General features: G+C 72.3%; 10 protein-coding genes and 1 pseudogene. 7 read left to right on the forward strand and 4 right to left on the reverse strand.

All coding sequences use genetic code 11. The features are described from left to right. Positions 1-17: 17 nt before the first annotated feature. Positions 18-1,685, reverse strand: coding sequence for a (2,3-dihydroxybenzoyl)adenylate synthase (locus ACFWMZ_RS09150; RefSeq protein WP_383171799.1), 1,668 nt, complete (start codon positions 1,683-1,685; stop codon positions 18-20). Between the two features lie 121 nt (positions 1,686-1,806). On the opposite strand from ACFWMZ_RS09150, the gene ACFWMZ_RS09155 reads away from it, so the two are divergent. From ACFWMZ_RS09155 to ACFWMZ_RS09170, 4 genes are read left to right on the forward strand one after another with little or no spacing between them, the layout of a single operon-like run. Then, on the forward strand, positions 1,807-8,466 hold the full coding sequence (locus ACFWMZ_RS09155) for an amino acid adenylation domain-containing protein (RefSeq protein ID WP_383200465.1): 6,660 nt from the start codon (positions 1,807-1,809) through the stop codon (positions 8,464-8,466). Further along, on the forward strand, positions 8,463-13,937 hold the full coding sequence (locus ACFWMZ_RS09160; RefSeq protein ID WP_383200468.1) for an amino acid adenylation domain-containing protein: 5,475 nt from the start codon (positions 8,463-8,465) through the stop codon (positions 13,935-13,937). Before ACFWMZ_RS09155 ends, ACFWMZ_RS09160 begins: the two co-directional genes overlap by 4 nt. Beyond that, positions 13,934-15,109, forward strand: a complete 1,176-nt coding sequence (locus ACFWMZ_RS09165) for a saccharopine dehydrogenase NADP-binding domain-containing protein (RefSeq protein WP_383171804.1) — start codon at positions 13,934-13,936, stop codon at positions 15,107-15,109. The genes ACFWMZ_RS09160 and ACFWMZ_RS09165 overlap by 4 nt, the downstream gene beginning before the upstream one ends. Further along, on the forward strand, positions 15,106-17,073 hold the full coding sequence (locus ACFWMZ_RS09170) for a Gfo/Idh/MocA family oxidoreductase (protein WP_383171805.1): 1,968 nt from the start codon (positions 15,106-15,108) through the stop codon (positions 17,071-17,073). Before ACFWMZ_RS09165 ends, ACFWMZ_RS09170 begins: the two co-directional genes overlap by 4 nt. On the opposite strand, the gene ACFWMZ_RS09175 is transcribed toward ACFWMZ_RS09170, so the two are convergent. Next, positions 17,063-18,289, reverse strand: a complete 1,227-nt coding sequence (locus tag ACFWMZ_RS09175; RefSeq protein WP_383200471.1) for a cytochrome P450 — start codon at positions 18,287-18,289, stop codon at positions 17,063-17,065. The two genes, ACFWMZ_RS09170 and ACFWMZ_RS09175, sit on opposite strands and share 11 nt — an antisense overlap. 204 nt (positions 18,290-18,493) lie before the next feature. Between ACFWMZ_RS09175 and ACFWMZ_RS09180 the strand changes: the two genes are divergently transcribed. The 3 genes from ACFWMZ_RS09180 (at position 18,494) to ACFWMZ_RS09190 (ending at position 21,588) form a co-directional block, all read left to right on the forward strand. Beyond that, entirely contained in the window at positions 18,494-19,282 is a 789-nt protein-coding gene (locus ACFWMZ_RS09180) for a thioesterase II family protein (RefSeq protein WP_383171809.1), read from the forward strand. 31 nt (positions 19,283-19,313) lie between these two features. Beyond that, entirely contained in the window at positions 19,314-20,045 is a 732-nt protein-coding gene (locus tag ACFWMZ_RS09185; protein WP_383171811.1) for a class I SAM-dependent methyltransferase, read from the forward strand. 151 nt (positions 20,046-20,196) lie between these two features. Further along, a complete protein-coding gene (locus tag ACFWMZ_RS09190; protein ID WP_383171813.1) occupies positions 20,197-21,588 on the forward strand; it encodes a salicylate synthase in 1,392 nt (463 codons plus the stop codon). A gap of 119 nt (positions 21,589-21,707) precedes the next feature. Here ACFWMZ_RS09190 and ACFWMZ_RS09195 read toward each other — a convergent pair. Then, positions 21,708-22,480: pseudogene (locus tag ACFWMZ_RS09195) on the reverse strand (iron chelate uptake ABC transporter family permease subunit). After that, positions 22,417-22,827 carry an AAA family ATPase gene (locus ACFWMZ_RS09200; protein ID WP_383200474.1) on the reverse strand — a complete coding sequence of 137 codons (411 nt, stop codon included), beginning with the start codon at positions 22,825-22,827 and terminating at the stop codon, positions 22,417-22,419. Before ACFWMZ_RS09200 ends, ACFWMZ_RS09195 begins: the two are co-directional and overlap by 64 nt. Positions 22,828-22,972 lie beyond the last annotated feature (145 nt).

Below are 22,972 nucleotides of genomic sequence, written 5' to 3' on the forward strand. Positions count from 1 at the left end.
CAGTGCAGCCGGCGCCATCAGGCCCTCCCCTCCGCGCGCCGAGCCAGCTTCCGCAGGGCGTTCTTGTCGGTCTTCCCCACGGGGGTCAACGGCATCTGCCCGATCACCTCCACCTGGTCCGGAGCCTTGTACCCCGCCAGGCCGCGCCCGCGAAGGAAGACGGCCAGTTCCCGGGCCCCGGGCGCCGGGCCGTCACACATGAGGAACGCCACGGAGCGCTCGCCGAGTTCGGTGTCCGGCGCGGCCACCAGCGCCACGGAGTCGATGCCCGGGTGGGCGAGCAGGTGCTCCTCGACCTCGGTGGCGTCGATCTTCTCGCCCCCTCGGTTGATCTGCTCCTTGACGCGGCCGACCACGCTGAGGTGCCCGGTGGGCAGCCGCCGGACGAGATCGCCGGTGCGGTAGAAGCCGTCCTCGGTGAAGTGGGTGCGCGCCAGTTCGGGGGAGCGGTAATACCCGCGCAGGGTGTAAGGGCCGCGCGTGAGGAGTTCGCCGACCTCGCCGTCGGGCAGGGGCTCGTCGTCCTGACCGACGATGCGTACCTCGTCCGCCGGGGAGACCGGGCGGCCCTGCGTCGAGCAGACGAGTTCGTCCGGGTCGTCGAGGTCGGTCAGGTTGAGCAGTCCCTCGGCCATGCCGAACACCTGCTGGAGCCGGCATCCGAGCGTGGGGCCTATGCGGCGCGCGAGGTCGTCGGCCAGCCGGGCGGCACCGACCTGGAGCAGAGTGAGGCTGGAGAGGTCGTGGCTGCCCTCCTCGTGTTCGCGCAGCCAGTAGGGCACCAGCGGCGGGTTGACGGCGGTGACGGTCACCTTCTCCCGCTCGATCAGTTCGAGGGCGGTGGCCGGGCTGGGGCTGGGGGAGAGCACCACGGTACCGCCCGCCTGTAGCGTGCCCAGGATGCCGGGGCAGCTCATGGTGAAGTTGAAGGCGATCGGCAGGACGGCGAGGTAGACCGAGTCCGCGTCGAGCCGGCACACCTCGGCCGCGGCCCGCGCGTTGTAGGCGTAGTCCTGGTGCGTCCGCGGAATGAGCTTGGGGGTGCCGGTGGTACCTCCCGACAGCAGCAGAAGCGCCAGGGCCCCGGCGGCGAACGGGGGTTGTGGATCGGTGACCGGGGGCGCCTGCGGGTCGAGCAGCGTCTCGTAGGGCACGAGGTCGGCGTGGCTCCCTGGGTCGCCGACCACGATCGTGTGCCGCAGCGAGGGGTGCTCGGCGCGCAGTTCCACGGCCAGGGGGCGGTGGTCGAAGCGGGCGTGCCGGTCGGGGATCACGTAGGCGACCGCCCCGGTGATCCGGGCGAGGTGGTCGATCTCGTGGCGGCGGTGGCCGGGCAGCGCGTGCACCGGCACGGCGCCGAGCCGCTGCAAGGCGAACCACAGCAGCACGAATTCCGCCCGGTTGGGCAGCTGCACGATGACGCGGTCGCCGCGGCGCACTCCACGGCGGTACAAGGACCGGTGCAGCACTTCGACGTCCGCCGCGAGCGCCGCGTAGGTCCAGCGGCGGTCACCGTCGACCAGGGCCGTGGCTCGCGGACGTATCGACGCCTGACGGGACGGGAGGTCGCCGAAGACCTCGTCACGCCAGTACCCGGCCTCCCGGTAGTGCTGCGCGGCCTGCGCCGGCCAGTCGGGCCAGTCCGGTGTGCCGGACGGTGCTCCGTGGATCGCGGTCGTGCCCATCTTGCCTCCGTGGTGCAGAAGTTACGGCTGGTGCCGACGCCGTCGAACGTCTAGGCTAAGGTAAATGAATATGATTGTCATTTGAGATAGTGGTGGACCGATGAGGGAGGAACGGGAACTCGTGAGCGAAGCGCCTGCACCGGGACGAGCGGAGTTCGGGGAGGCGGAGGTGCTCCGGGCGGTGGCCGCCGCCGTGGACGCTCCCCTCGCGGAGGTGACCCTGGACGCCGATCCGTTCGAGCTCGGGCTGGACTCCCTGGGGATCATCCGGCTCACCGCCGACTGGCGCCGCCGGGGCGTCAAGGTCAGTTACGAGCAGCTGGCCGAGGCGGCGACGCTGGGGGAGTGGTTGGCCGTGCTGAGGGCTGCCCCGGCCGCCGTCCCGCCGGGAGAAACGGACACGGGACCGGAGGGGGCCGGCCTTCTGGCAACTGAGGCGCAGCGGTCGGACGAGACGACACCGGACGGCCCGTTCCCCCTGGCCGCCATGCAGCACGCCTACTGGATCGGGCGCCAGGACGATCAGCCCCTCGGCGGCGTGGGAGCCCACTTCTACGCGGAACTGGACGGAACCGGCGTCGACCCGGAGCGCCTCGCCGTCGCCGTCACCGCACTGCGCCGACGCCACGAGATGCTGCGGGTCAAGGTGCTCGACGACGGTCGCCAGCAGATCCTCGCCGAACCCGCCCGACCGGCCGTCACCGTGCACGACCTCAGACAGGAGACGGCCGACGGTCGTACCGACGCGCTCGACCGGCTGCGGGACCACTACACCCACCGGCGCATGGACGTCGAGCAGGGCGAGGTGTTCGACGTGGCGCTCAGCCTGCTGCCCGACGACCGGACCCGTCTCCACATCGACCTCGACATGGTCGGAGCCGACGCCGCCAGCATGCGCGTGCTCCTGGCGGACCTCCAGCACCTCTACGACGAGCCGGGCAAGCCCCTGCCGGACATCGGCCACAGCTACCGGGACTATCTGCGGGAGAATCAGGAGCGCAGGAAGACCGAGGTGGCCACGGCGCGCGCGTGGTGGCACGACCGGCTCGACGGACTCAGCGCCCCGCCCCAGCTGCCCACGGTCGTCGATCCGCTCAGCCCGGAATCCGCGGCTCCGCAGTACCACCGGACCACCCGCCTGCACCACCACCTGACAGCCGGGCGCAAACGTGTCCTGCTCGAACGGGCGCGGCGCCACCGCGTCACCCCGACGGCGGTGCTCGCCGCCGCCTTCGCCGAGGTGCTCGCCTCCTGGAGCGCCGAGCCGAGGTTCCTGCTCAACCTCCCGCTGTTCGACCGGGACCTGAGCAGGCCCGCCACCGAACTGCTGATCGGCGACTTCAGCAGCTCCGTCCTGCTGGACGTGGACCTGAGCCGCGAGCGTCCCTTCCTCGACTCGGCACGTGACATCCAGGCGGAGCTGCGCCGAACGATCGCCCGGGGGACGTACACGGGCGTCGATGTCCTGCGGGACCTCTCGCGCGCCGCTGGGGGTACGCCTGTACTCGCGCCCGTCGTCTACACCAGCGCCCTCGGCCTCGGCGAGGTCTACGACCGTGCCGTGCGGGAGGCTTTCGGCGAGCCCTCCTGGATCATCTCGCAGGGTCCGCAGGTGTGGCTGGACGCGCAGGTGACCGAGCTGGACGGCGGTCTCCTGCTCAACTGGGACGTGCGGGAGGCGCTGTTCGCCCCTGGCGTTCCGGCGGCGGCCTTCGACGCCTATCGGAACCTGCTCGAAGCCTTGCTGGACGACGAGGAGGCGTGGGCCCGCCCCGTGGGCGCCCAGCTCCCAGCCGGCCAGGCCCGTGTCCGGGGACGCGTCAACGACACCGACGCGCCGCCGGTGACGGAACTGCTGCACGAAGGATTCCACCGGTCCGCGTCGGCCCAGCCCGAACGGGTGGCGCTGATCGACGAGAAGGGCCGCTCCCACACGTACCAGGAGTTGCGGACCTGGGCAGGGCGCGTCACGGCGCTGCTCACCGACGCCGGTGTGCGGCCGGGCGACTCGGTCGCGGTGCGGCTCCCCAGGGGCGTCGGGCAGGCCGCGGCGGTCCTCGGCGTGCTGGGAGCCGGCGCGACCTACGTCCCCATCGGTGTGCACCAGCCCGCCGAACGCGCCGCCCGCGTCCTGGCGGCCGCCGGGGCGACGGCGGTGTTGACCGACCAGACAGGCGGCGCGGCGGAGTCGCCCGCCCAGGGCGCCGACGGAGATTCGCCCCGCGTGCTTCTTCTCGGCGCGGCCGACACCCGGCAGCCCGTGGCTCCGGTGCTGGACCAGCCGGCTTCAGCGGTGGCGTACACGATCTTCACCTCCGGCTCCACCGGTACCCCGAAGGGAGTCGACGTCTCCCACGGCGCCGCGATGAACACCCTCGCCGCGATCAACGCGCGGTTCGCAGTGGGCGCCTCCGACCGGGGGCTGGCCCTGGCCGAGCTGGACTTCGACATGGCGGTCTACGACCTGTTCGGACCGTTGTCGGCGGGCGGCTCGGTCGTCCTGGTCGACGAGGCGGCGCAGCGCGACCCGCAGCACTGGGTCCGGCTGCTGCGGGAACACCGGATCACCCTGGTCAACTGTGTCCCCGCGCTGCTCGACATGATCCTCACCGCGGCTGAGACCGACCCCGAGGGACTGGGCGACACGCTGCGGCTGGTACTGCTCGGCGGCGACTGGGTGGGCATGGACCTGCCGGGACGCCTGCGCGCCCTGGCACCCGACGCGCGGTTCGTCGCGCTGGGCGGCATGACCGAGGCAGCCGTGCACTCGACGGTCTTCGAGGTCGACCAGGTCGAGCCGGACTGGGCCTCCATCCCCTGGGGCGTGCCCCTGCCCAACATGCGGGCCCGGGTGGTCGACGCGCGGGGCCGGGACTGCCCGGACTGGGTCCCGGGTGAGCTGTGGATGAGCGGTGCCGGGCTGGCCGAGGGCTACCGGGGCGATCCCGACCGTACCGCTGAGAAGTTCGTGCGGCACGAGGGCAGGCGCTGGTACCGGACCGGGGACCGGGCCAGGTACCGCTCCGACGGGGTACTGGAGTTCCTCGGCCGCGTCGACCACCAGGTCAAGCTGCGCGGGCACCGCATCGAACTCGGCGAGGTGGAGGCCGCGGCCGCCGCACGGCCGGACGTCTCCCACTGCGTGGCCCTGGTGACCGGGAGCCCCGCTCAACTGGCCCTTGTCGCCGCCGGCACACCGGGAGGAAGGCCCACCGGGGCCGAACTGCGCGACGGCCTCACGCGGCAGCTCCCCGCCTACATGGTCCCGTCCCGCATCGAGATCGTCGACGCGCTGCCCCTGACCGCCAACGGCAAGCCCGACCGCAAGAAGGCCGCCGCGCTGGTGGACGCGGGCACGGCCGCCGCCGAGGAGCGACCGGGCGAGCCTCCTGCCGGATGGGCGGAGACCGCCCTCGCGCAAGTGTGGTCCGAACTCCTCGGCGCCCCGGGGCTCGGACGTGACGACGACTTCTTCGCCCTCGGCGGCGACTCGTTGCTGGCCACCCGGGTGATCGCCGCGCTGCGTGCCCGCGATGTCGGCGGGGCGCGGGTCGCCCAGCTGTTCGCACGCCCCCGGCTCTCCGACTTCGCCGCGACCCTCACCCGGCAGAAACACCGTGCCGAGACGCTGGGCACCGGCGACCTCGCCCACCGGTACGAGCCGTTCCCGCCCACCGACGTGCAGCGCGCGTTCTGGATCGGCCGCGACGACCGGCTGCCGCTCGGCGGCGTCGGCACCTACCACTACAGCGAGTTCGACGGCGCCGATGTCGACCTGGCCCGCGTGGAACGCGCGTGGCGGACGCTGATCGAGCGCCACGAGATGCTCCGCGCCGTCTTCGACGACCAGGGGCGCCAACGCATCCTGCGCGAGGCCCCCCGCTTCACCATCCCGGTCACCGAGGTCGGCACGGAGGACGAGGCGCCCGGCGTGCTGGAGGCGTTGCGCGCCGAGTCCTCCCACCGGCGTCTGGACCTGACCCGCTGGCCCCTTTTCGACATCCGGGCCGTGCGCTACCCGAGCGAGGGCCGCACCCGGACCCGGCTGGCCGTCGGTCTCGACTACATCGTCCTCGACGGTGCCTCCATCATGGCGCTCTACGCCGAACTGGACGCGCTCCACGCCGATCCGGACGCCGCACTGCCGCCCATCGACATCTCGTTCAGGGACTACGTGCTCGACGTGGTACCGGAGAAGGACGAGGTCGAGCGGGCCCGCGCCTACTGGCTGCGCAGGCTGGACGACCTGCCGCCCGCCCCCGAGCTACCGCTCGCCGGCGACCCCGCCGCGGTGATCCGCCCCCGGTTCACCCGCCGCAGCCGACCGCTGCCGGCCGACCGCTGGGAGAGGCTGCGCGAACGGGCCCGCCGCCAGGGCCTGACCCCCTCGGTGGTCCTGCTGATCTGCTACGTGGAGGTCCTGGCCGCGTGGAGCGACCAGGACGGGGTCACCGTCAACCTGACCCTGTTCAACCGGCTTCCGGTGCACCCCCGGATCAACCACCTGGTCGGCGACTTCACCTCGGTTTCGCTCATCGGTCACCGGCCCCGCCCGGGCGAGAGCTGGCTCGACGCGGCACATCGCCTCCAGCGGGTCATGGGCGAGGACCTGGACCACCGGGAGGCGTCCGCGATCTGGCTCATGCAGGAACTCGCCCGGCGCACGGGCACCGTGGAGGCCGCCATGCCCGTGGTCTTCAGCAGCACGGTGGGCGTGGGCGACCGGGAGACCAAGGACCTCAGCGGCGCCTTCCCGCCCAAGGTCTTCGGCATCTCCCAGACGCCGCAGGTCATGCTCGACAACCAGGTGACGGAGTCGGGCGGCGGCGTCCTGGTGAGCTGGGACGCCATCGAGGAGCTGTTCCGTCCCGGCGTGCTGGACGCCATGTTCGACTCCTACTGCCGCATGCTCGACCGGCTGGCCGATGAGGAGTGGACGCAGGGCCCCCTCCCCGCAGCTCTTCCGCCCGAGCAGAAGCGGGCGCGGGAACGGCTCGCCGGCACTCCCGTCCCCGTCCCCACCACCCTGCTGCACGAGGACGTGCTCCGGTGGGCCCGGACCGCCCCGGAGCGGACGGCGCTTCTCCTGCCGGACGGCAGCGCCCTCACGTACGGGCAGGTCGCGGAGCGCGCGACCCTGGTGGCGGGAGGCCTGGCCCACCATGGCGTCCGCCCCGGCGACACGGTGGCGGCCCTGCTGCCCGTCGGGGCCGACCAGGTCTCCGCGGTCCTCGGGACCCTGGCCGCGGGCGCCGTCCACCTGCCGCTGCGACCCACGCCGGACCCCGACGGTGTGGCCGAGAACTGCAAGGCGGCGGGTGCCGTCCTCGTCGTCACCGACGTGCCCGGCACCGTCATCGGCGGCGTGCGCACGGTCACCTTCTCCGAGGTGCTGGCGCGGGCCACACCGTGCGAATCCTTCCACGGTGACCCCGGCGCCCCCGCCCTCGTCCGCCTCACTGAGCAAGGTCCCCTGACCTTCAGCCACGCGGCGGTGCAAGGAACGCTGGCGGACCTTCGCGCCCGGTATTCCGTGAGCGAGGACGACCGGGGTATCGCGGTCAGCGAACCCCACACGGCCGGCGCCCTGTTCGACGTCCTCGGCCTGCTCGGCACGGGGGCGGCACTCGTCCTGACCTCCGACGCGGAGCGCGCCGACCCCGCCGCACCGGCGCGAGTGGCCCTCCGGCACGACGTCACGGTGTGGAACAGCACCCCGCTTCAGCTGGACCGGCTCCTCACCGAGACGCAATCCGAATCCTCGGCAGCCGGGCCCCGCGTCCTGCCTAGGCTTCGTCTGGCCATGGTCTCGGGAGGCCGGGCGGGCCACGCCCTGCCGCGCCGGGTGCGCGAGCTGGCAGGCCCCGGCTGCCGCTTCGTCTCGCTTGGCACCGTGCCCGGCACCGCCCTGTGGGCCGCCGCGTACGAGCCGCCCGCGACGGCCGCCGCCGAAGCGACGCCCATGCCCGCCGGCCTGCCGCTCGCCGGCCGTCGGCACCGCGTGGTCGACACCGCCGGGCGGGACCGGCCGGACTGGGTGGGCGGCGAATTGTGGATCAGCGATGAGGGGATCACGGAACGGGTCGGCGACACCGGCTCCAGCCGGCTCGTCGAACAGGACGGGACACGCTGGTACCGCACCGGGACACGAGCGCGCCACCGGCCGGACGGCACGCTCGACCTGTTCGCACCGTCCGGACAGCCGACCCTGATCAGCGGCCGGCGCGTCGAACCGGACGAGGTCGAGGCAGCCCTGGAGACGCACCCGGGCGTCGCCCGCGCGGTGGTTCTCGTCACCGGAGCGGAGCACGACCGCAGGATGCACGCGGTGGTCGTCCCCGCCGGTGAGCGGCCCACCGGCCTCCCCGAGCACCTGGAGAACCTCCTCCCCGCACACGCGACGCCCGGGCGCTTCACCTTCGTCCAAACGCTGGAGGAGTTGCCCCTCGCCGAGGACGGCGAGGTCGACCGGGCTGCGCTCGCCGCCTCGGTGGCCTCGCAGCACGAGACATCGGGCCCTCCGGCCGGCGAGACCGAGCGCCACGTCGCGGCCCTCTGGGCCGAGCTTCTCGGCACCGAAGTGACCGACCGGAACGCCAACTTCTTCAGCGAGGGCGGCGACAGCCTCACCGCGCTGCGCCTCGTCGCAGCGGTCAACGAGTTCTTCGGCACGGACATCCCCGTGCGTGCCTTCCTGGCGGCCTCGACCCTCTCGGACCTGGCAGCCCGGGTCGACGCCCTCCAGATCAGTGATCAGTACGAAGAGAGTGGAGAGATATGAAAGCGCAGGACATCGTCGCGGATCTGGAGCGGCACGGCATCCGGCTCTGGGAGGAGGACGGCAAGCTGCGCTTCCGCGCCCCGCAGGGCGCGCTGACCGAGGAGCGGCGCGCGCTGCTGCGCTCGCGCCGTGGGGACGTGCTGGCCCATCTGACCGAACGGGCGCGGGCCACCCGCCTCGTCCCGGAACCCGAGGCCGCGCACCAGCCGTTCCCGCTGACCGACATCCAGGGCGCCTACCTCGTGGGCCGTGGCAGCGCGTACGGCTACGGCGGCGTCGCCTGCCACGTCTACACCGAGCTGGCCTACCCCGCCGACACCGAGCCGGCCCGGCTGAACGAGGCGTGGTGGTCGATCGTGGAGCGGCACGACATGCTGCGAGCCGTCGTGCACCCGGACGGTTCCCAGGAGGTGCTGCCCACCATCCCCGAGACACCGATCCCCGTGGAGGACATGCGCGGCCTCGCGGCGGCGGACGTCGAACTCCGGGTGGTCGGCGTCCGGGACGAACTGGCCGCACGGGTACCGCCCACCGACCGGCCGCCGCTCTTCGAGCTCCGGATGACCCGCTGCGACGACGCGCTGCTGCTGCACCTCTCCATCGACCAGCTCATCGTGGACTACGCCAGCCTCCTCATCGTCCTCGCCGAACTCGAGGACGTGTACCACAGGCGCGCGTTGGCGCCGCTGAACGCCCGCTTCCGTGACTACGTGCTGGCACGCCGTCGGCAGACGCTCACCAGCGAGTACAACCGGCACCGCGACTACTGGCTGCGGCGTCTGCCCGACCTGCCCGGCCCGCCGGAGCTGCCGCTCGCGGACGGAGCCGGGGCTCCCGGCCCCTTCCGCCGGTACGAGACCGTGCTGAGCGCCGGGCAGCGCGAGGCGTTCGGGGCCCACGCGACGGCGCTGGGCATACCCGTGTCCGCCGCGGCTCTGACCGCCTTCGCCGAAGTGATCGGCCGGTGGAGTCGCAACCAGGAGTTCCTGCTCAACCTCCCCACCTTCACCCGGCTCCCGCTGCACGAGGACGTCGACCGGCTGGTGGGCGACTTCACCGCCGTCGAACTGCTCGCCGTGGACCTGCGGGAGCGGCAGGCCTTCGCCGACCGCGTCCGCGCTGTCAGCTCGAACCTCCTGGAGGACCTGGCCCACTCGCTGTTCACCGGCAGCCAGGTGCTGACCGAGATGGCCCGGCTGCGCGAGGCCCAGACGCTGCTGGCGCCGGTCGTCTTCACCAGCACCCTCGGCTCCGCCACCATGCGGCAGCCGGAAGCCGTGGTCCGGCATGCCCAGACCCAGACACCACAGGTCTGGATCGACTGCCAGGTGATGGAACGCGGCGACGGCCTCGCGCTGAGCTGGGACGTACGCGAGGGTGTCCTCGCTCAGGGAACCGCCGAGGACCTGTTCGGTGCCTTCACCCACCTCATGCGCCGGCTGGCCGAGGACCCCGCGTGCTGGTCCGCGCCGGCGGAGATCGACCTGCCCGAGCACACCCGTGCCGTGCGGGCCCGCGTGAACGACACCAGCGCTCCGCTTCCCCGAGCCCTGCTCCACGAGGCGGTGCTCGACACCGCGCGCCGTACCCCGGACCGGGTGGCCGTCGTCGGCCAGGACCACACGCTCACCTACCGCGAACTGGTCGCGCGGGCCACCGGCGTCGCCCGGGCCCTGACGGCCAGAGGCGTCGGCTCCGGGCAGATCGTGGCCGTCACGATGGACAAGGGCTGGGAGCAGGCGGCCGGCGTCCTCGGCGTCCTCATGGCCGGTGCCGCCTATCTGCCGCTGGACACCACGCAGCCGCCCCGGCGCCGTGACACCATCCTGGCCGACGCCGATGCCCGGGCTGTCCTCACCCAGTCCTGGCTGGCCGACGGCGACTGGCCGGACGGCACCCCCGTCATCGCGGTGGACGGCCTCCCCGAGCGCGCCGGTGACGCCGTCGCCCCCGACACCGGAGCCGATCCCGACTCCCTGGCCTACGTCATCTACACCTCGGGCTCCACGGGCACGCCGAAGGGCGTGATGATCAGTCACGCAGCCGCCCTGAACACGATCGCCGACATCAACCGGCGGTTCGCGGTCACCGAGCACGACCGCGTCTTCGCCCTGGCCCAGCTCGGCTTCGACCTCTCCGTGTACGACCTGTTCGGCCCGCTCTCCGTGGGCGCCACCGTGGTGATGCCCCACCCCGAACGCCGGGGCGACCCCTCCAGCTGGGCCGAGACGGTCCGGCGGGAGAGCGTCACCGTCTGGAACTCGGTCCCCGGACAGCTCCAGATGCTCCACGACTACCTGCGCTCCGACGACCCGCCGCTGCCCTCGGTCCGACTCATGATGCTGTCCGGGGACTGGATCCCCGTCAGCCTCCCGGAAGCGGTCCGGCGCTGGGCCCCCGGCGCCGAGGTGCACAGCCTGGGCGGTGCCACCGAGGCCTCCATCTGGTCCATCCACCACCCGGTCTCCCGCACCGACTCGACCCGGCGCAGCATCCCCTACGGCAAGCCCCTGGCCAACCAGAGCTTCCACGTCCTGGACTCCGCCCTGCGGCCCCGCCCGGACCTGGTCACCGGCGACCTGTACATCGGCGGAGCCGGCCTGGCCCAGGGGTACTTCGGCGACTCGGAGCGGACCGCGGCCTCCTTCGTCGAGCACCCGGACACCGGCGAGCGTCTCTACCGCACCGGTGACCTCGGGCGCTACCACCCCGACGGCGTCATCGAGTTCCAGGGCCGTGCGGACACCCAGGTGAAGATCCGCGGATACCGGATCGAACTGGGGGAGATCCAGGCGGCCGTGGAATCCCTCCCCTCCGTCGGCGCCGCCGCCGTCGTCGTGGCGGGCGGCCGGGGCGACGCCGGCCGGACGACCCCCAGTACGCTCGCCGCCTTCGTCGAGCCCGCGCACCTCGGCGCAGCGCCGCCGGTGCAGCGCGCGCTGCGGGACCTTTTCGAGCGGGCCGGGCGGGACGCGGCCGAAGGCGTGGACCTGCCCGCGCTCGCGGCGTTCCGCGCGGCACTGGACGCGGCCGCGCTCTCGTCCATGTGCGAGACGCTCGCGCCCGTCTTCGCCGGAGCCGAGGAGCCCCTGACCGCCGACCGGGTCTGCCAGGCTTTGGAGGCGGCCCCCGAGCACCACCGGCTGGTCCGTCGCTGGCTGCGCGGCCTGGTGGCGGAGGGCAGGCTCACCGAGGCCGACGGCGGCTACCGGAACCTGTCCGCCCCCGCGCCCGGCGCCACCGAAGAGGCATGGGAGGAGGCCGCCACGCGCGAACGCGAGGCGGGGTGGAGCGCCGAGCTGTTCACCATGGTCCGTAACTGCGCGCGCGTCCTGCCGTCCCTGCTCACCGGCCGGGCGGACCCCGGGGACCTCCCGTTCTCCGGTGTCTCCGCCGAGGCGCTCGACGCCGCCTACCGGAACAACCCGGCGGCCCACGCGCTGCACCGGGTGCTCGTGGCCGGTGTCGTGGAGATGGCCCGGGGCCGCGCGCAGGGCGCTCCGCTGCGGGTGATGGAGGTCGGACTGCGCGGCGGCGGTGCCGTGACCGAGCTGGTGCCCGCTCTGGGCGATCTCCCCTTCGACTATCTCGCCACCGATTCCTCCGCCCGGCACCGCTCCCCGGTCGAACAGCGCTTCGCGGACGACCCGCGGGTGCGGTGCGCCTCCTTCGACCCTGCCCAGGACGCCCGCGAACAGGGCTTCCCGCCCCACTCCGTGGACGTGCTGATCTGCGTCGGCGTGCTGGACAACGTCCCCGACGTCGAGGCCGCCCTCGCCCGGCTGCGGTCCCTGGTCACGGCGGGCGGCTGGCTGGTGCTGCTGCAGAACGCCACCGACGACGACCATGCCCTGCGCGTCTCCACCGAGTTCCTCCCCGAGCACGCGGGCCCGTTCACCGACGTCCGTGCGGGCGACGAGCAGTCCTTCCTCACCGCCGCGCAGTGGACGACACTCCTCGGCGAGCAGGACGGCCGCATCGCCGCCGAGTTCCCCGCCGGACCGGAGGAGACCGCCGTCTACGGCCGGCGGCTGTACTTCGTGCAGCCCAAGCCGACGCGCGCACCGATCACGGTGCCCGAACTCAGCGCGGGCTGCGCGGAACTGCTGCCCGAGTACGCGGTGCCGACCCGCTGGCAGCTCCTCGACCAGTTGCCGAAGACCGCCAACGGCAAGCTGGATCGCGCCCGGCTGGAGGGCTGGGCCGCGCAGACCGACCGGCAGGCCGAGGCACCCGCCTCCAGCCGGCCCCAGGACGACCTGGAGCGGGCGATCGCGGCCCTCTGGGCCGAACTGCTGGAACTGGACGAGGTGGGCCGGGACGACGACCTGTTCGAGCTGGGCGGGGACTCCCTGCTCGTGGCACGCATCGTCGGTCGGCTCCGGGACGGGCTCGACGGCCTGGACGGCCTGGAGTGGGACCTGGAATGGGAGGTCGTCCTGCGACACCTGCTGCGTCAGCCGACCGTCGCCGGACTGGCCGGTTACCTGCGTGACGTGACGGCGGACCAGCAGGGTGAGAGCGGCGAGGCGTCCCCCGTCGTCACCCTCGTCGAGACGCCCCCCTCGCGGCCGGTCACCGTCCTCGTGCACGCCGGTACGGGCACACTCCTTCCCTACCGGCCGCTCATCACCGAGATCCGCAACAAGACGGCCGGCCGCAACGGACTGGTCGGTCTGGAGATCCCGGAACTGGACACGTTCCTCAACGCCGACCCCGACGGACTCATCGACCGGCTCGCGGCACGGTACGCGCGGGCCCTGGTCGACACCGGGCACACCGCCTTCGACGTGGTCGGCTACTGCGTGGGCGGCGTCATCGCCACCGAGGTGGCACGCGGGCTGACGGAGGCCGGTGCGGACGTCCGCAGCCTCACCGTCATCAGCAGCCACAGCCCGACGTTCCGGATCGACGACGAACTGCTCTCCGAGTACTCCTTCTCCCTGATGATGGGCATGGACCACGCCCACATCGGGTTCCCGGCCGACTCCGACCGGGTCGGCGCCGCGGTCGGCGCCGTCCTCGACCGCTCGCCGGAGGCCATCGTCGACGGAGCGATCGCCGACCTCGACGGGGAGTACGCCGACGTCGCCGAAACCTTCACGCGCCTCGAATCGCTGCCCCGGATGGCCCGCGTCACCCGGATGTGCGAGGCGCTGCCGCCCGCCCTGGAGGGCACCTACCAGCCCGAGGGGCTGCTGAGGGCCCTGCGCACCTACCAGCAGAGCACGTACGCGCTGAGCCGGCACCGGGCCGAACCGTACGCGGGGGACATCACCTTTCTGCGGCACAACGGCGCGTACCCCTTCCCCGGCAGCGCGGACACCATCACCGACCACTGGGCGAAGATCTGCCTCGGCGACCTGGAGAGCCGCGAGATCCCGGGTGAGCATTTCACCTGTATGACCGGCGACAACGTGCCGACCGTCTTCGGGCATCTGCGCGAGATCATCGAAGGGATGGAAGCGTGATCGGCGTCCTGGGAGCGTCCGGGGCGGTGGGCCACCACGCCGCCACCGCCCTGGCACGGGCGGGGGCCGGCCCGCTGCGTCTGGGCGCCCGCAGGCCCGACGCCATCCGTGCGGAGGTGATCGGCGACGAAGCCGGCCAGGCCGGGACGGCGAGCCGGGCGAAGGCGGAGACCCGCCGGGTGGATGCGCTGGAGGCGGCTTCACTCGCCGAGTTCTGCGCGGATTGCCGTGTGGTGGTGAACTGCGCCGGGCCCAGCTACGCACTGAAGGACACGGTGGCCCGGGCCGCCCTCGACGCGGGCGCCGACTACGTCGACGTACTCGGGGACGACCCGGTGCACGAGGCGCTGACCGCCGACCGCGCGGTGCCGGCCGGCCGGACCGTCGTCCTGTCGGCCGGCACCGTGCCCGGGCTCTCCCTCCTGGTCCACCGGCGGCTCGCGGAACTGGCCGAAGAGGACCCGGCGCGTGCGACGCGCCTGGTGGCCTACGCCGGCGGGCTCGAACGCGCCACCGAGACCGTCGCCGCCGACATCCTGCTCTCGCTGAACGTCGGCGGCGCCGGAGGCGAGCCCTACGGGCACCCGCTGGCGGCCTGGCGCGACGGCCGGCGCGTCCCGCGGGCGCTGCGGGTGGACGAGAGTGCCGAAGTGCCGCATTACCCCCAACGCGTCGCCCTTCAGCCCCTGCTGACCGCGGAGCTGGAACGCGGCGCGCGAGCGACCGGCCTGGCCGACGCCGAGTGGTACAACGTCTTCCCGGGCACCCAGGTACGGGCGCTGTTCACCGCGCTTCCGACCCTTCCCGCCGATACGCCCGAGCAGCGCAGGGAACTGGTCCGGCGCATCATCCGGGCGGGCGAGATCGACCTGGCAGGCACCGAGCCCTACTACCGCCTGGTCCTCACGCTGTCCGGGCCCGACCGCCGACGCACCGCCGTCGTGCGCGCGGACGACAGCTACCGGCTGACGGGCGCCGTCGCGGCCCACACCGTCCGCGCCCTCACGGACGGCCGCGTCCCGTCCGGCCTGCACTTCGCGGGCGACGTGCTCACGCCCGCCGAGGCGATCGAGGACCTGACCCGCTCCGGGGCGGCCGAGTTCTCGGTCTACGAGGGCGAAGGCCACGGCGGCGAGCGGGCGGGCGACGACTTCGAGGACGGTGAGCTGTGAACGCCTCCCCCCGCCGGCCCCTGCGAACGGTGGTGGCCGGTACCAACTTCGGCCGCTTCTACCTCGACGCCGTGCGCGAGCACCCGAACTTCGAGCTGGTGGGCATCCTCGCCAAGGGCAGCAGCCAGTCCAAGGAGACCGCCGAGCGGTTCGGCGTGCCCTGCCACACCGGTGTCGACGAACTGCCGGACGACCTCGACGTCGCTTGCGTCGTCGTGCCGTCAGCCGTGATGGGCGGGCCCGGAACCGAACTGAGCCTAGGCCTCCTGCACCGGGGAGTGCACGTACTCCAGGAGCACCCGCTGCACCCGGACGAACTGTCCGAGACCCTCCGCGTCGCCAGGAAGCGGAAGCTTCAGTACCGCGTCAACACTCACTACCCCCACGTGGAGCCCGTCCGCGTCTTCCTCGACGCGGCACGCCAACTCCGCGCCCGGCAGAAGGTGTTGTACGTGGACGCGGCGTCGCCTGTACACGTGCTGGCCCCGCTCATCGACATCCTGGGCCGGGCGCTCGGCGGACTGCGCCCGTGGCAGCTCGGGGACGTGGCGGCCGTCGGGGACGACGTGCTCGCCGCCTCCGAGGGGCGCGTACCGGTACGGACCCTGCACGGCGCCCTGGCCGGAGCGCCGCTGACGCTGCGCGTGCAGAACCAGATCCATCCGGGGGACCGGGACAACCACGCCCTGTTCTGGCACCGCGTGGCCATCGCCACCGAGGGCGGTGTGCTGACGCTCGCGGACACCCACGGGCCGGTGCTCTGGCACCCCCGGATGCACTCGCCGCGCGACGACGGGCACCGGCTGGTCTTCCGTTCCGGGCCCGGTGCGGAGTGGCTGCGGCTGCCCACACATTCTCTCGTCGGTGACGTCTCACGGGAGCCGCGCAGCTTCGACGGTGTCTTCTCCGGTCTGTGGCCGTCGGCGGTGACCGACGCGCTCAGCGCGCTGCGCGACGCGATCCGGGACGGCACGGACGTGCTGCGCACGGCCCAGCACGACCTCGCCGTGTTCCACGTGTGGCGGGACCTGATGGCCCGGCTCGGGCCGCCCGAACTCATCCGCCCGTCCGCGCCCACTCCACTGGCCGCGGCGGACCTGGCCTCGTCCGGCCCGCTCGGGCCGGGAGAGCGCCCTGGCCGCGGGCCGGCCGGGAAGACCGCGTCGCCCAGGTCGGCGCCGTCGGAGCCGTCCGGGGCCGAGGGTGACGCTCCCGGAGCCGGGTACACCCAGCCGGCCGAGTTCTTCGACCTGGGGGCCCGGGAGCACACGGACCGGACCGGCCCCGCGGTGGTCGCCTCGCTGGCGGGCATCGACCCGAAAGCGGGCCCCCTGCTCGACATCGGCGCGGGCAGTGGCCTGGTGACACGTCAGGTGGCCGCCGCCTACCCGGACTGCCGGATCGTCGCGGCCGAGCCATCCCCCGGGATGCGGGCCATCCTGACCAGCCGCCTCGCGGACGACCCCGGGACGGCGGAGCGGGTGACGGTGCTGCCCGACGCCGCGAACGACCTCGCCCTGCCCGGCCGGCTCTGCGGCGTGATCGCCTGCGGGATGCTCGGGCACCTGGAGCCGGACCGGCGCCGAGCGCTGCTGAGGGAGCTGGCCGGCCGTCTCGCTCCCGGCGCCCCGCTCGTCGTGGAACTCATGGGGCTGTACACCCCGGTCTCGATGCCGCCGACCCGGTTGCGTCAGGCGGCTCTCGGCGGCCTGCGCTACGAGTGGTGGATGGCCGGTGAGCCCGCCGGTGAGGAGCGGATGCGCCTGGAGACGACCTGGCGCGTGTTCGACGGGACGCGGCTGGTGCGGGAGGTGCGGGACGCGTACCACTGGCACACGGTGACCCTGGAGCGGATCGCTGAGGAGGCGGGACTGACCCTCGAACCGCCGCCACCTCCCCACGGGGCGGCCGTTCCGCACCTGGCCGTGCTGCGCGGTGCGGAACGGCCGGTGGTCACCAGGTGACGAGTACCTGTTCCGGCCCGAAGGCGATGCCTTCGTGCCGGAACCGGACCGCGTGCAGCGGAGCCGCCGCACGGAGCGTGGGAACGCGGTCGAGAAGAGTGCTGATCGCGGTCACCAGTTCCAGGCGGGCGATATTCTGCCCGACGCATTGATGGACGCCGTAACTGAATGCGACATGCTGCTTTCCTTTCCGCTCGAAATCAATCTCCTCGGGTGAAGGGAAGATGCTGTCATCATGATTTGCGGCAGCCAATAGCGGTATGACTCCATCGCCCTTGCGAATCACGTGTTCGCCGAAGTGGATATCCTCGGTGGCGGTGCGCAGAGCGATGGAGTCGCCGACCGAAAGAACGCGGAGGAGTTCTTCGACGGCGGCCGGGAACCTGCTCTGGTCCGCGCGCAGCTCGGCGATCAGGTGCGGATGTTCCAGCAGCGCCAGCACGCTCAGCGCGATCTGGTTCGTCGTGGTCTCCCAGCCGGCCACGACGAGGATCGCGATGGTCGTGATCAGCTCCTCGCGGCTCACCTCGCCGGTGTGCAGCCGCTGGGTCGTCAACCGGCTGAGCAGGTCGTCGCCGGGGGCCGCCTCCCGCTCCGCGATGATCCCGTCCACCACGGAGGAGAGGGCGCCGATGCCTTCCGCCGCGCCTTCGGCGGTGCTGGCGCCGCCGCCGAAGACCTGGGAACCCAGCGTCCCCGTGACGCGCCGGAACCACGGGTCGGACCGTCGTACCCCGATGAGTTCGCACATCACCGTGCTGGACACGGTGTGGGCGAAGTGGGTGACCAGATCGACCGGGGGGCCGCCGGCGAGCAGTTCGTCGATGCGCTCGTCGACGATGCGCTGGATGTTCCGGCGCATGCCGCGCGCCTTGCGGACGGTCATCTCCGCGAGCAGCATGCGCCGGAACCGCGTGTGCTCGGGAGGGTCCATCCTGATGAACGGCCTGGTCCTGGCGCCCACCTCCTGCTCGCCGGCGACGAGCGCCGGGAAGTTCGGGTGCCGTATGTCGGCGCTGACCCGGGGGTCGGCCAGTATCGAGCGGACCTCCTGGTAACCCGTCACGATCCAGGCCGACCGGCCGGTGGGCAGGGTCACCCGGGACACCGGGCCCTGCTCGCGCAGTTCCGCGTACTCCCGCGGCGGTCCGAAAGGGCACCCGCGGGCCATCGGAAAAGCGTGGGAAGCGGCGCCTGCCGCCTCGTTCTCAGTCATGGCTGTCCATCCTTCGTACGGCGACATCGGCATCATAGGCGCCGACGTTCTACGGTTGCTATGGAAAAGTAAGGCATTTACTCAACCAGCCTCCAAGTGGGTCTGGACGAGATTGCATATTGATGGTGAACTGACTGGACTGGTGGCGGTGAGACCGCCTTGTGCGACTCGCGGTAAGGGCTGCGGCTCTCGCGGTAGGAGAGAATGGTGAATCAGTCGGTTCTCGGACCGTGGCTGCGCAAGCCGGTGGTCCGGCCCGAAGCGCGTCTGCGCCTGGTGTGCTTTCCGCACGCGGGCGGAGCGGCTTCCTCGTTCCGCCCCTGGCAGCGACTGCTGCCCGACGAGATCGAGCACGTGACCGTGCAGTACCCGGGCCGGGAGGACCGGTTCGCCGACGATCCGGTCAGCTCGATGGACGCCCTGGTCAGCGAGGTCGTCGACGTCCTCCAGTACCAACTCGACCGCCCCTACGCCCTCTTCGGCCACAGCATGGGCAGTGCGGTCGCCTACGAGGTGGCTCTTGAGCTGCGCCGCCGGGGCCTCCCCGCGCCGGCCAGGCTGCTGGTCGCCGGCCGGGCGTCACCGCATCACGCCGTGGTGGGGGACCTCCACCGCCAGGACGACGGCGCGCTGATGGACGAACTGGCGCGCTACGGCGGGACACCTCAGGAAGTGCTCGCGGACCCCGAACTGCGTGCCGCCGTCCTGGGATACGTCCGCAGCGACTACCGGCTGATCGAGACGTACCGGCCGTCCTCCACCGCCCCCCTGGACTGCCCGGTCAGCGTCTTCTTCGGGGACCGGGACCCCGAGTGCGGCGCGCCGGACGCCGAGACGTGGGCGAGCACCACACGGCAGCCCCTGGCCGTCACCGCCTTCGACGGCGGCCACTTCTTCCTCGTCCCCCAGCGGACTCCGCTGGTCGCGGCCATCGGCCGGGATCTCGGTCTCGACCTCCGCCGGCCCACGCGTACCTGGCCCAGCACCCCCTGAGGCCGACGAGAACGGAAAGGACGTCACCGTCATGGTCGCGGACTACTACACCGCCTCCGCGGAGTTCTACGAGATGGTGGCCGCGCGCCACGTCCGGACGAGCGCCGGTCCCCTCACCGCCGCCCTGGCGGGAGTCGACACCACCCACGGTCCTGTCGTCGAGATCGGTGCGGGTACCGGACGGATCACCGCCACCATCGCCCAGGCCCTGCCGGGCGTCCCGATCATCGCCGCGGAGCCGTCCGTCCCGATGCGGGCGATGCTCACGAGCCGGGTGTTCGGGGACGAGGACCTGCGCCAGCGCGTCACGGTCGTGGCGGAACCCGCGCAGGAGCTGACGCTGCCCGGCACCGTCAGCGCCGTGGTGATCTTCGGCGTGGTCGGCCACCTCACTACGGCCGAACGCGGCCAGCTCTGGCGCGACCTGCGCAGCAGACTGCCCGTCGGCGGACCGGTCATCGTGGAGCTGATGGGGGTGGGCGCCGCCCGGCATGTGCCGCCCTTCCGGATGCTGCGCGAGTCGATCGGCGAGCAGACGTACGAGTGGTGGACGGAGGCCGAACCCGTCGAGGGCCAAGTGATGCGCTGGCGGACCACCTGGAAAGTCTTCCGCCAAGGCGAGCTGGTGCGCACCAACTCCGACAGCTACGACTGGGAGAACCTCAGCCTCGAACAGCTCGCGTGCGAGGCAGGGATGAGCAGCAGCCTGGTGAGTGCCGCGGGGGTCCCGGGCTCGCCGGAGATCGGCAAGCTCATCCGCTGACGAGGCGGCACCGGCCGTCCCGCGCCCGTCTTCCCGCCGTCCAAGTCACGCATCACCGCCGCGAGGCGCCACCGGCGTGCCTCGTGGCCGGTCCATCGACACCGCTGCGACCGCCGACGCCCCACCACCTACCGGAAAGCGAGAACATCCCGTGAGCCCTCGGGAACCCATCCTCGAACGCGAACTCACCTTCACCGGCGATCCCGTCGCCGTCGCCGCGGCGCTCGCCGCGAACACCGACGCCCCCCACCTCCTCTACGAGCACGACGGTCACGTCACCTGGAGTGAGGGCGAGTCCGTGGTCGTCGAGGTGGGCCGGGCCAACGTCAGCCTGCACGGACCGGGCAGCGACCCGGTGCAAGTACCCGTCGGCCCGCACCCGTTGGCCTCCGCCGGTGAACTGCTGCGGAACCGGACCGGCGGTGCCGGACCGGCGCACGGCTGGATCGCCTTCGAACTCGCCCACGCCTACCACGGAGGCGGCACGTCCGGTCACGGAGCCGTCGCCCGCTTCGTCGTCCCCGAGCGCGAGATCGTACTGACGCCCACCACCGCGGTCCTGCGGGCCGGCGACCCGGACGCGCTCGACGCTCTGGAGAGACGGCTGTGCGACGCGACGGCCTCGGCCGGTGAGCCGACCGAGGCACGCGTGCCTGTCGATCTGGAGGAGGGCGCCGACCGGTACCGCGTCGCAGTCGCGGCTGTCGTACGCGCCATCCAGGCGGGGGAGTTCGACAAGGCCATCGTCTCCCGCACCGTGTCCGTACCGGAGGAGATCAGCCTGCCGGCCACCTATCTGGCCGGGAGGCGCAGCCATCTTCCGGCCCGTTCCTTCCTGCTGCGGCACGGGGGGTGGGAGGCCGCCGGCTTCAGCCCCGAGATCGTCGCCCGGATCGACGCCGAGGGCCTCGTCACGGCCCAGCCGCTGGCCGGAACGCGCGCCCTGACCGGCGATGGCGACGCGGACGCCGCCCGTCGTGCCGAACTCCACCGCGACGCCAAGGAGGTGTACGAGCACGCCGTCTCCGTGCGCCTGGTGCAGGAGGAGATGAACACGGTGTGCCTGCCGGAGTCGGTGCGCACCGAGGAGTTCATGGGGGTCGAGGAACGAGGCAGCGTGCAGCACCTCGCCTCCCGTCTGCGGGGCCGGCTCGCGACCGGTCGCGACCGGTGGGACGCCCTCGCCGCGCTGTTCCCCGCGGTCACCGCTTCCGGGATACCCAAAGGCCCTGCGCTCACGGCCATCGGCCACGCCGAGGAAGACGAGCGCGGACTGTACAGCGGCGCCGTCGTACGCCTGGAGGCCGACGGCACCCTGGACGCCGCCCTGGTGCTGCGTACCGTCCTGCGCCGGGGCGGCCGGACCTGGCTGCGCGCGGGCGCGGGCATCGTGGCGCACTCCGACCCGGAACGGGAACTGGAGGAGACGCGGGAGAAACTCCGCGCCGTCAGCGGCCACCTGGTGCCCGCCAGGACCATGACGACGGGGCGGGGCGGGGCGCACGACGCCCGTGTCGACCGTCGTGCGGACTTCGTGAGCTGAGGCGGACGCTTTTCTGGGGCGATGGTTGTGTCCGGGCCCGTGCCTCGGGGCCCGGACACCCGGAGGCGGCTGGCCCCGCTCGGTTGGGAGCTTGGGCCAGCCGGTCCAGTAGCCGAAGGTCAGCGGCGGACGCCTGAGCCTGGGCCCTGTTCTCTCACAGAGCGGGTATCTGTGTGCGCTGCCTGCGTTGCCAGAGGCGGGTCAGAGCGCCGTGGCGGGGGCGAGGACCCAGGCGAGCAGGAAGAAGACGGTGGCGGCCAGGACGATCGTCCCTCCGGTGGGCAGGTCCAGGCTCCAGGAGAGGTAGAGGCCGACGTGGCGCCGAGAAGCGGGGCGAGCAGCATCATGACGCCGAGCCGGTCGGTGAGAGGACGGGCACCGGCCGCAGGAGTGACCAGGAGCGCCAGCACGAGGATGTTGCCGATCGTCTGGACCGAGATGACGACGGCGACCGAGACCATGACGTACAGCGCGAGGTCGAGGGCGAAGACGGGCAGGCCCACCGCGCGAGCCGATTCCCGGTCGAGGTGACGGCGACGAACTCCTTGTGGAAGAGAAAGGCGAACAGCAGGAGTGCCGTTGTGGTGACGGCGACCACCATGATGTCCTCGCCGGGGATACCGGTGATGGAGCCGAAGAGGAACTGTTGCAGCGAGCCGGAGTAGCCGGGCGAGCGACTGATGATCACGATGCCCAGAGCGAACGCGGCGACGAAGAACACTCCGATGACGCTGTCCTCGCGCAGCTGCCGGTTCTGCGCGAAGACAGCGATCCCGATCGCGGTGAGCACACCGGCGACGGCGCCCCCCAGCACCGGATTGCCCTGGATCACGAAGGCGGCGGCGAGGCCGGGGAAGACGGCGTGGGCCACCGCGTCGCCGACGAACGCCATACCACGCAGCACCACATAACAGCCGACGACACCGCACACGGCTGAGGAGAGCACCGCCACGATTCACCGTCGCGGAGCGTGTCGGGGGTCCCGGTGGCGATCACCGTGCGGTTGACGAGGCAGAGCTTGTCGCAGGTGTGGACGGCTCCGACCAGGTCGTGGGTGGTCATGAGAACGGCTTTCCCCTCGTCGCTCAGTTCGCCGAAGAGGTCGGTGAGCAGCTCCTGCGTCGGCACGTCGAGACCGGTGCAGGGCTCGTCCAGCAGCAGCACGCTCGGTTCGACGGAGAGCGCTCGGGCCACCAGGACACGCTGCCGCTGCCCTCCGGGACCGCGCCGGATTCGCACCGGCTTCCTGGTTCCCGTCGCTCGTGTGTACGCCGCGCAGTATGCCCGGCAGCGTTGTGGAACTGAGTGATCAGTTCCACAACTGTCCCTATTGCGCAAAGCTTGCAGTTACGGTTGTGATGTATATGCCGTGGTGTCGAAGCAC

The organism is Streptomyces sp. NPDC058373 (assembly GCF_042723275.1).
Taxonomy (GTDB): domain Bacteria; phylum Actinomycetota; class Actinomycetes; order Streptomycetales; family Streptomycetaceae; genus Streptomyces.

What these genes read in the sequence shown, in the direction of transcription:
- ACFWMZ_RS09185 (WP_383171811.1), top strand. Translation starts at nt 19,314, where the DNA reads ATGGTCGCGGACTACTACACCGCCTCCGCGGAGTTCTACGAGATGGTG.
- ACFWMZ_RS09175 (WP_383200471.1), bottom strand. Translation starts at nt 18,289, where the DNA reads ATGACTGAGAACGAGGCGGCAGGCGCCGCTTCCCACGCTTTTCCGATG.
- ACFWMZ_RS09150 (WP_383171799.1), bottom strand. Translation starts at nt 1,685, where the DNA reads ATGGGCACGACCGCGATCCACGGAGCACCGTCCGGCACACCGGACTGG.
- ACFWMZ_RS09160 (WP_383200468.1), top strand. Translation starts at nt 8,463, where the DNA reads ATGAAAGCGCAGGACATCGTCGCGGATCTGGAGCGGCACGGCATCCGG.
- ACFWMZ_RS09180 (WP_383171809.1), top strand. Translation starts at nt 18,494, where the DNA reads ATGGTGAATCAGTCGGTTCTCGGACCGTGGCTGCGCAAGCCGGTGGTC.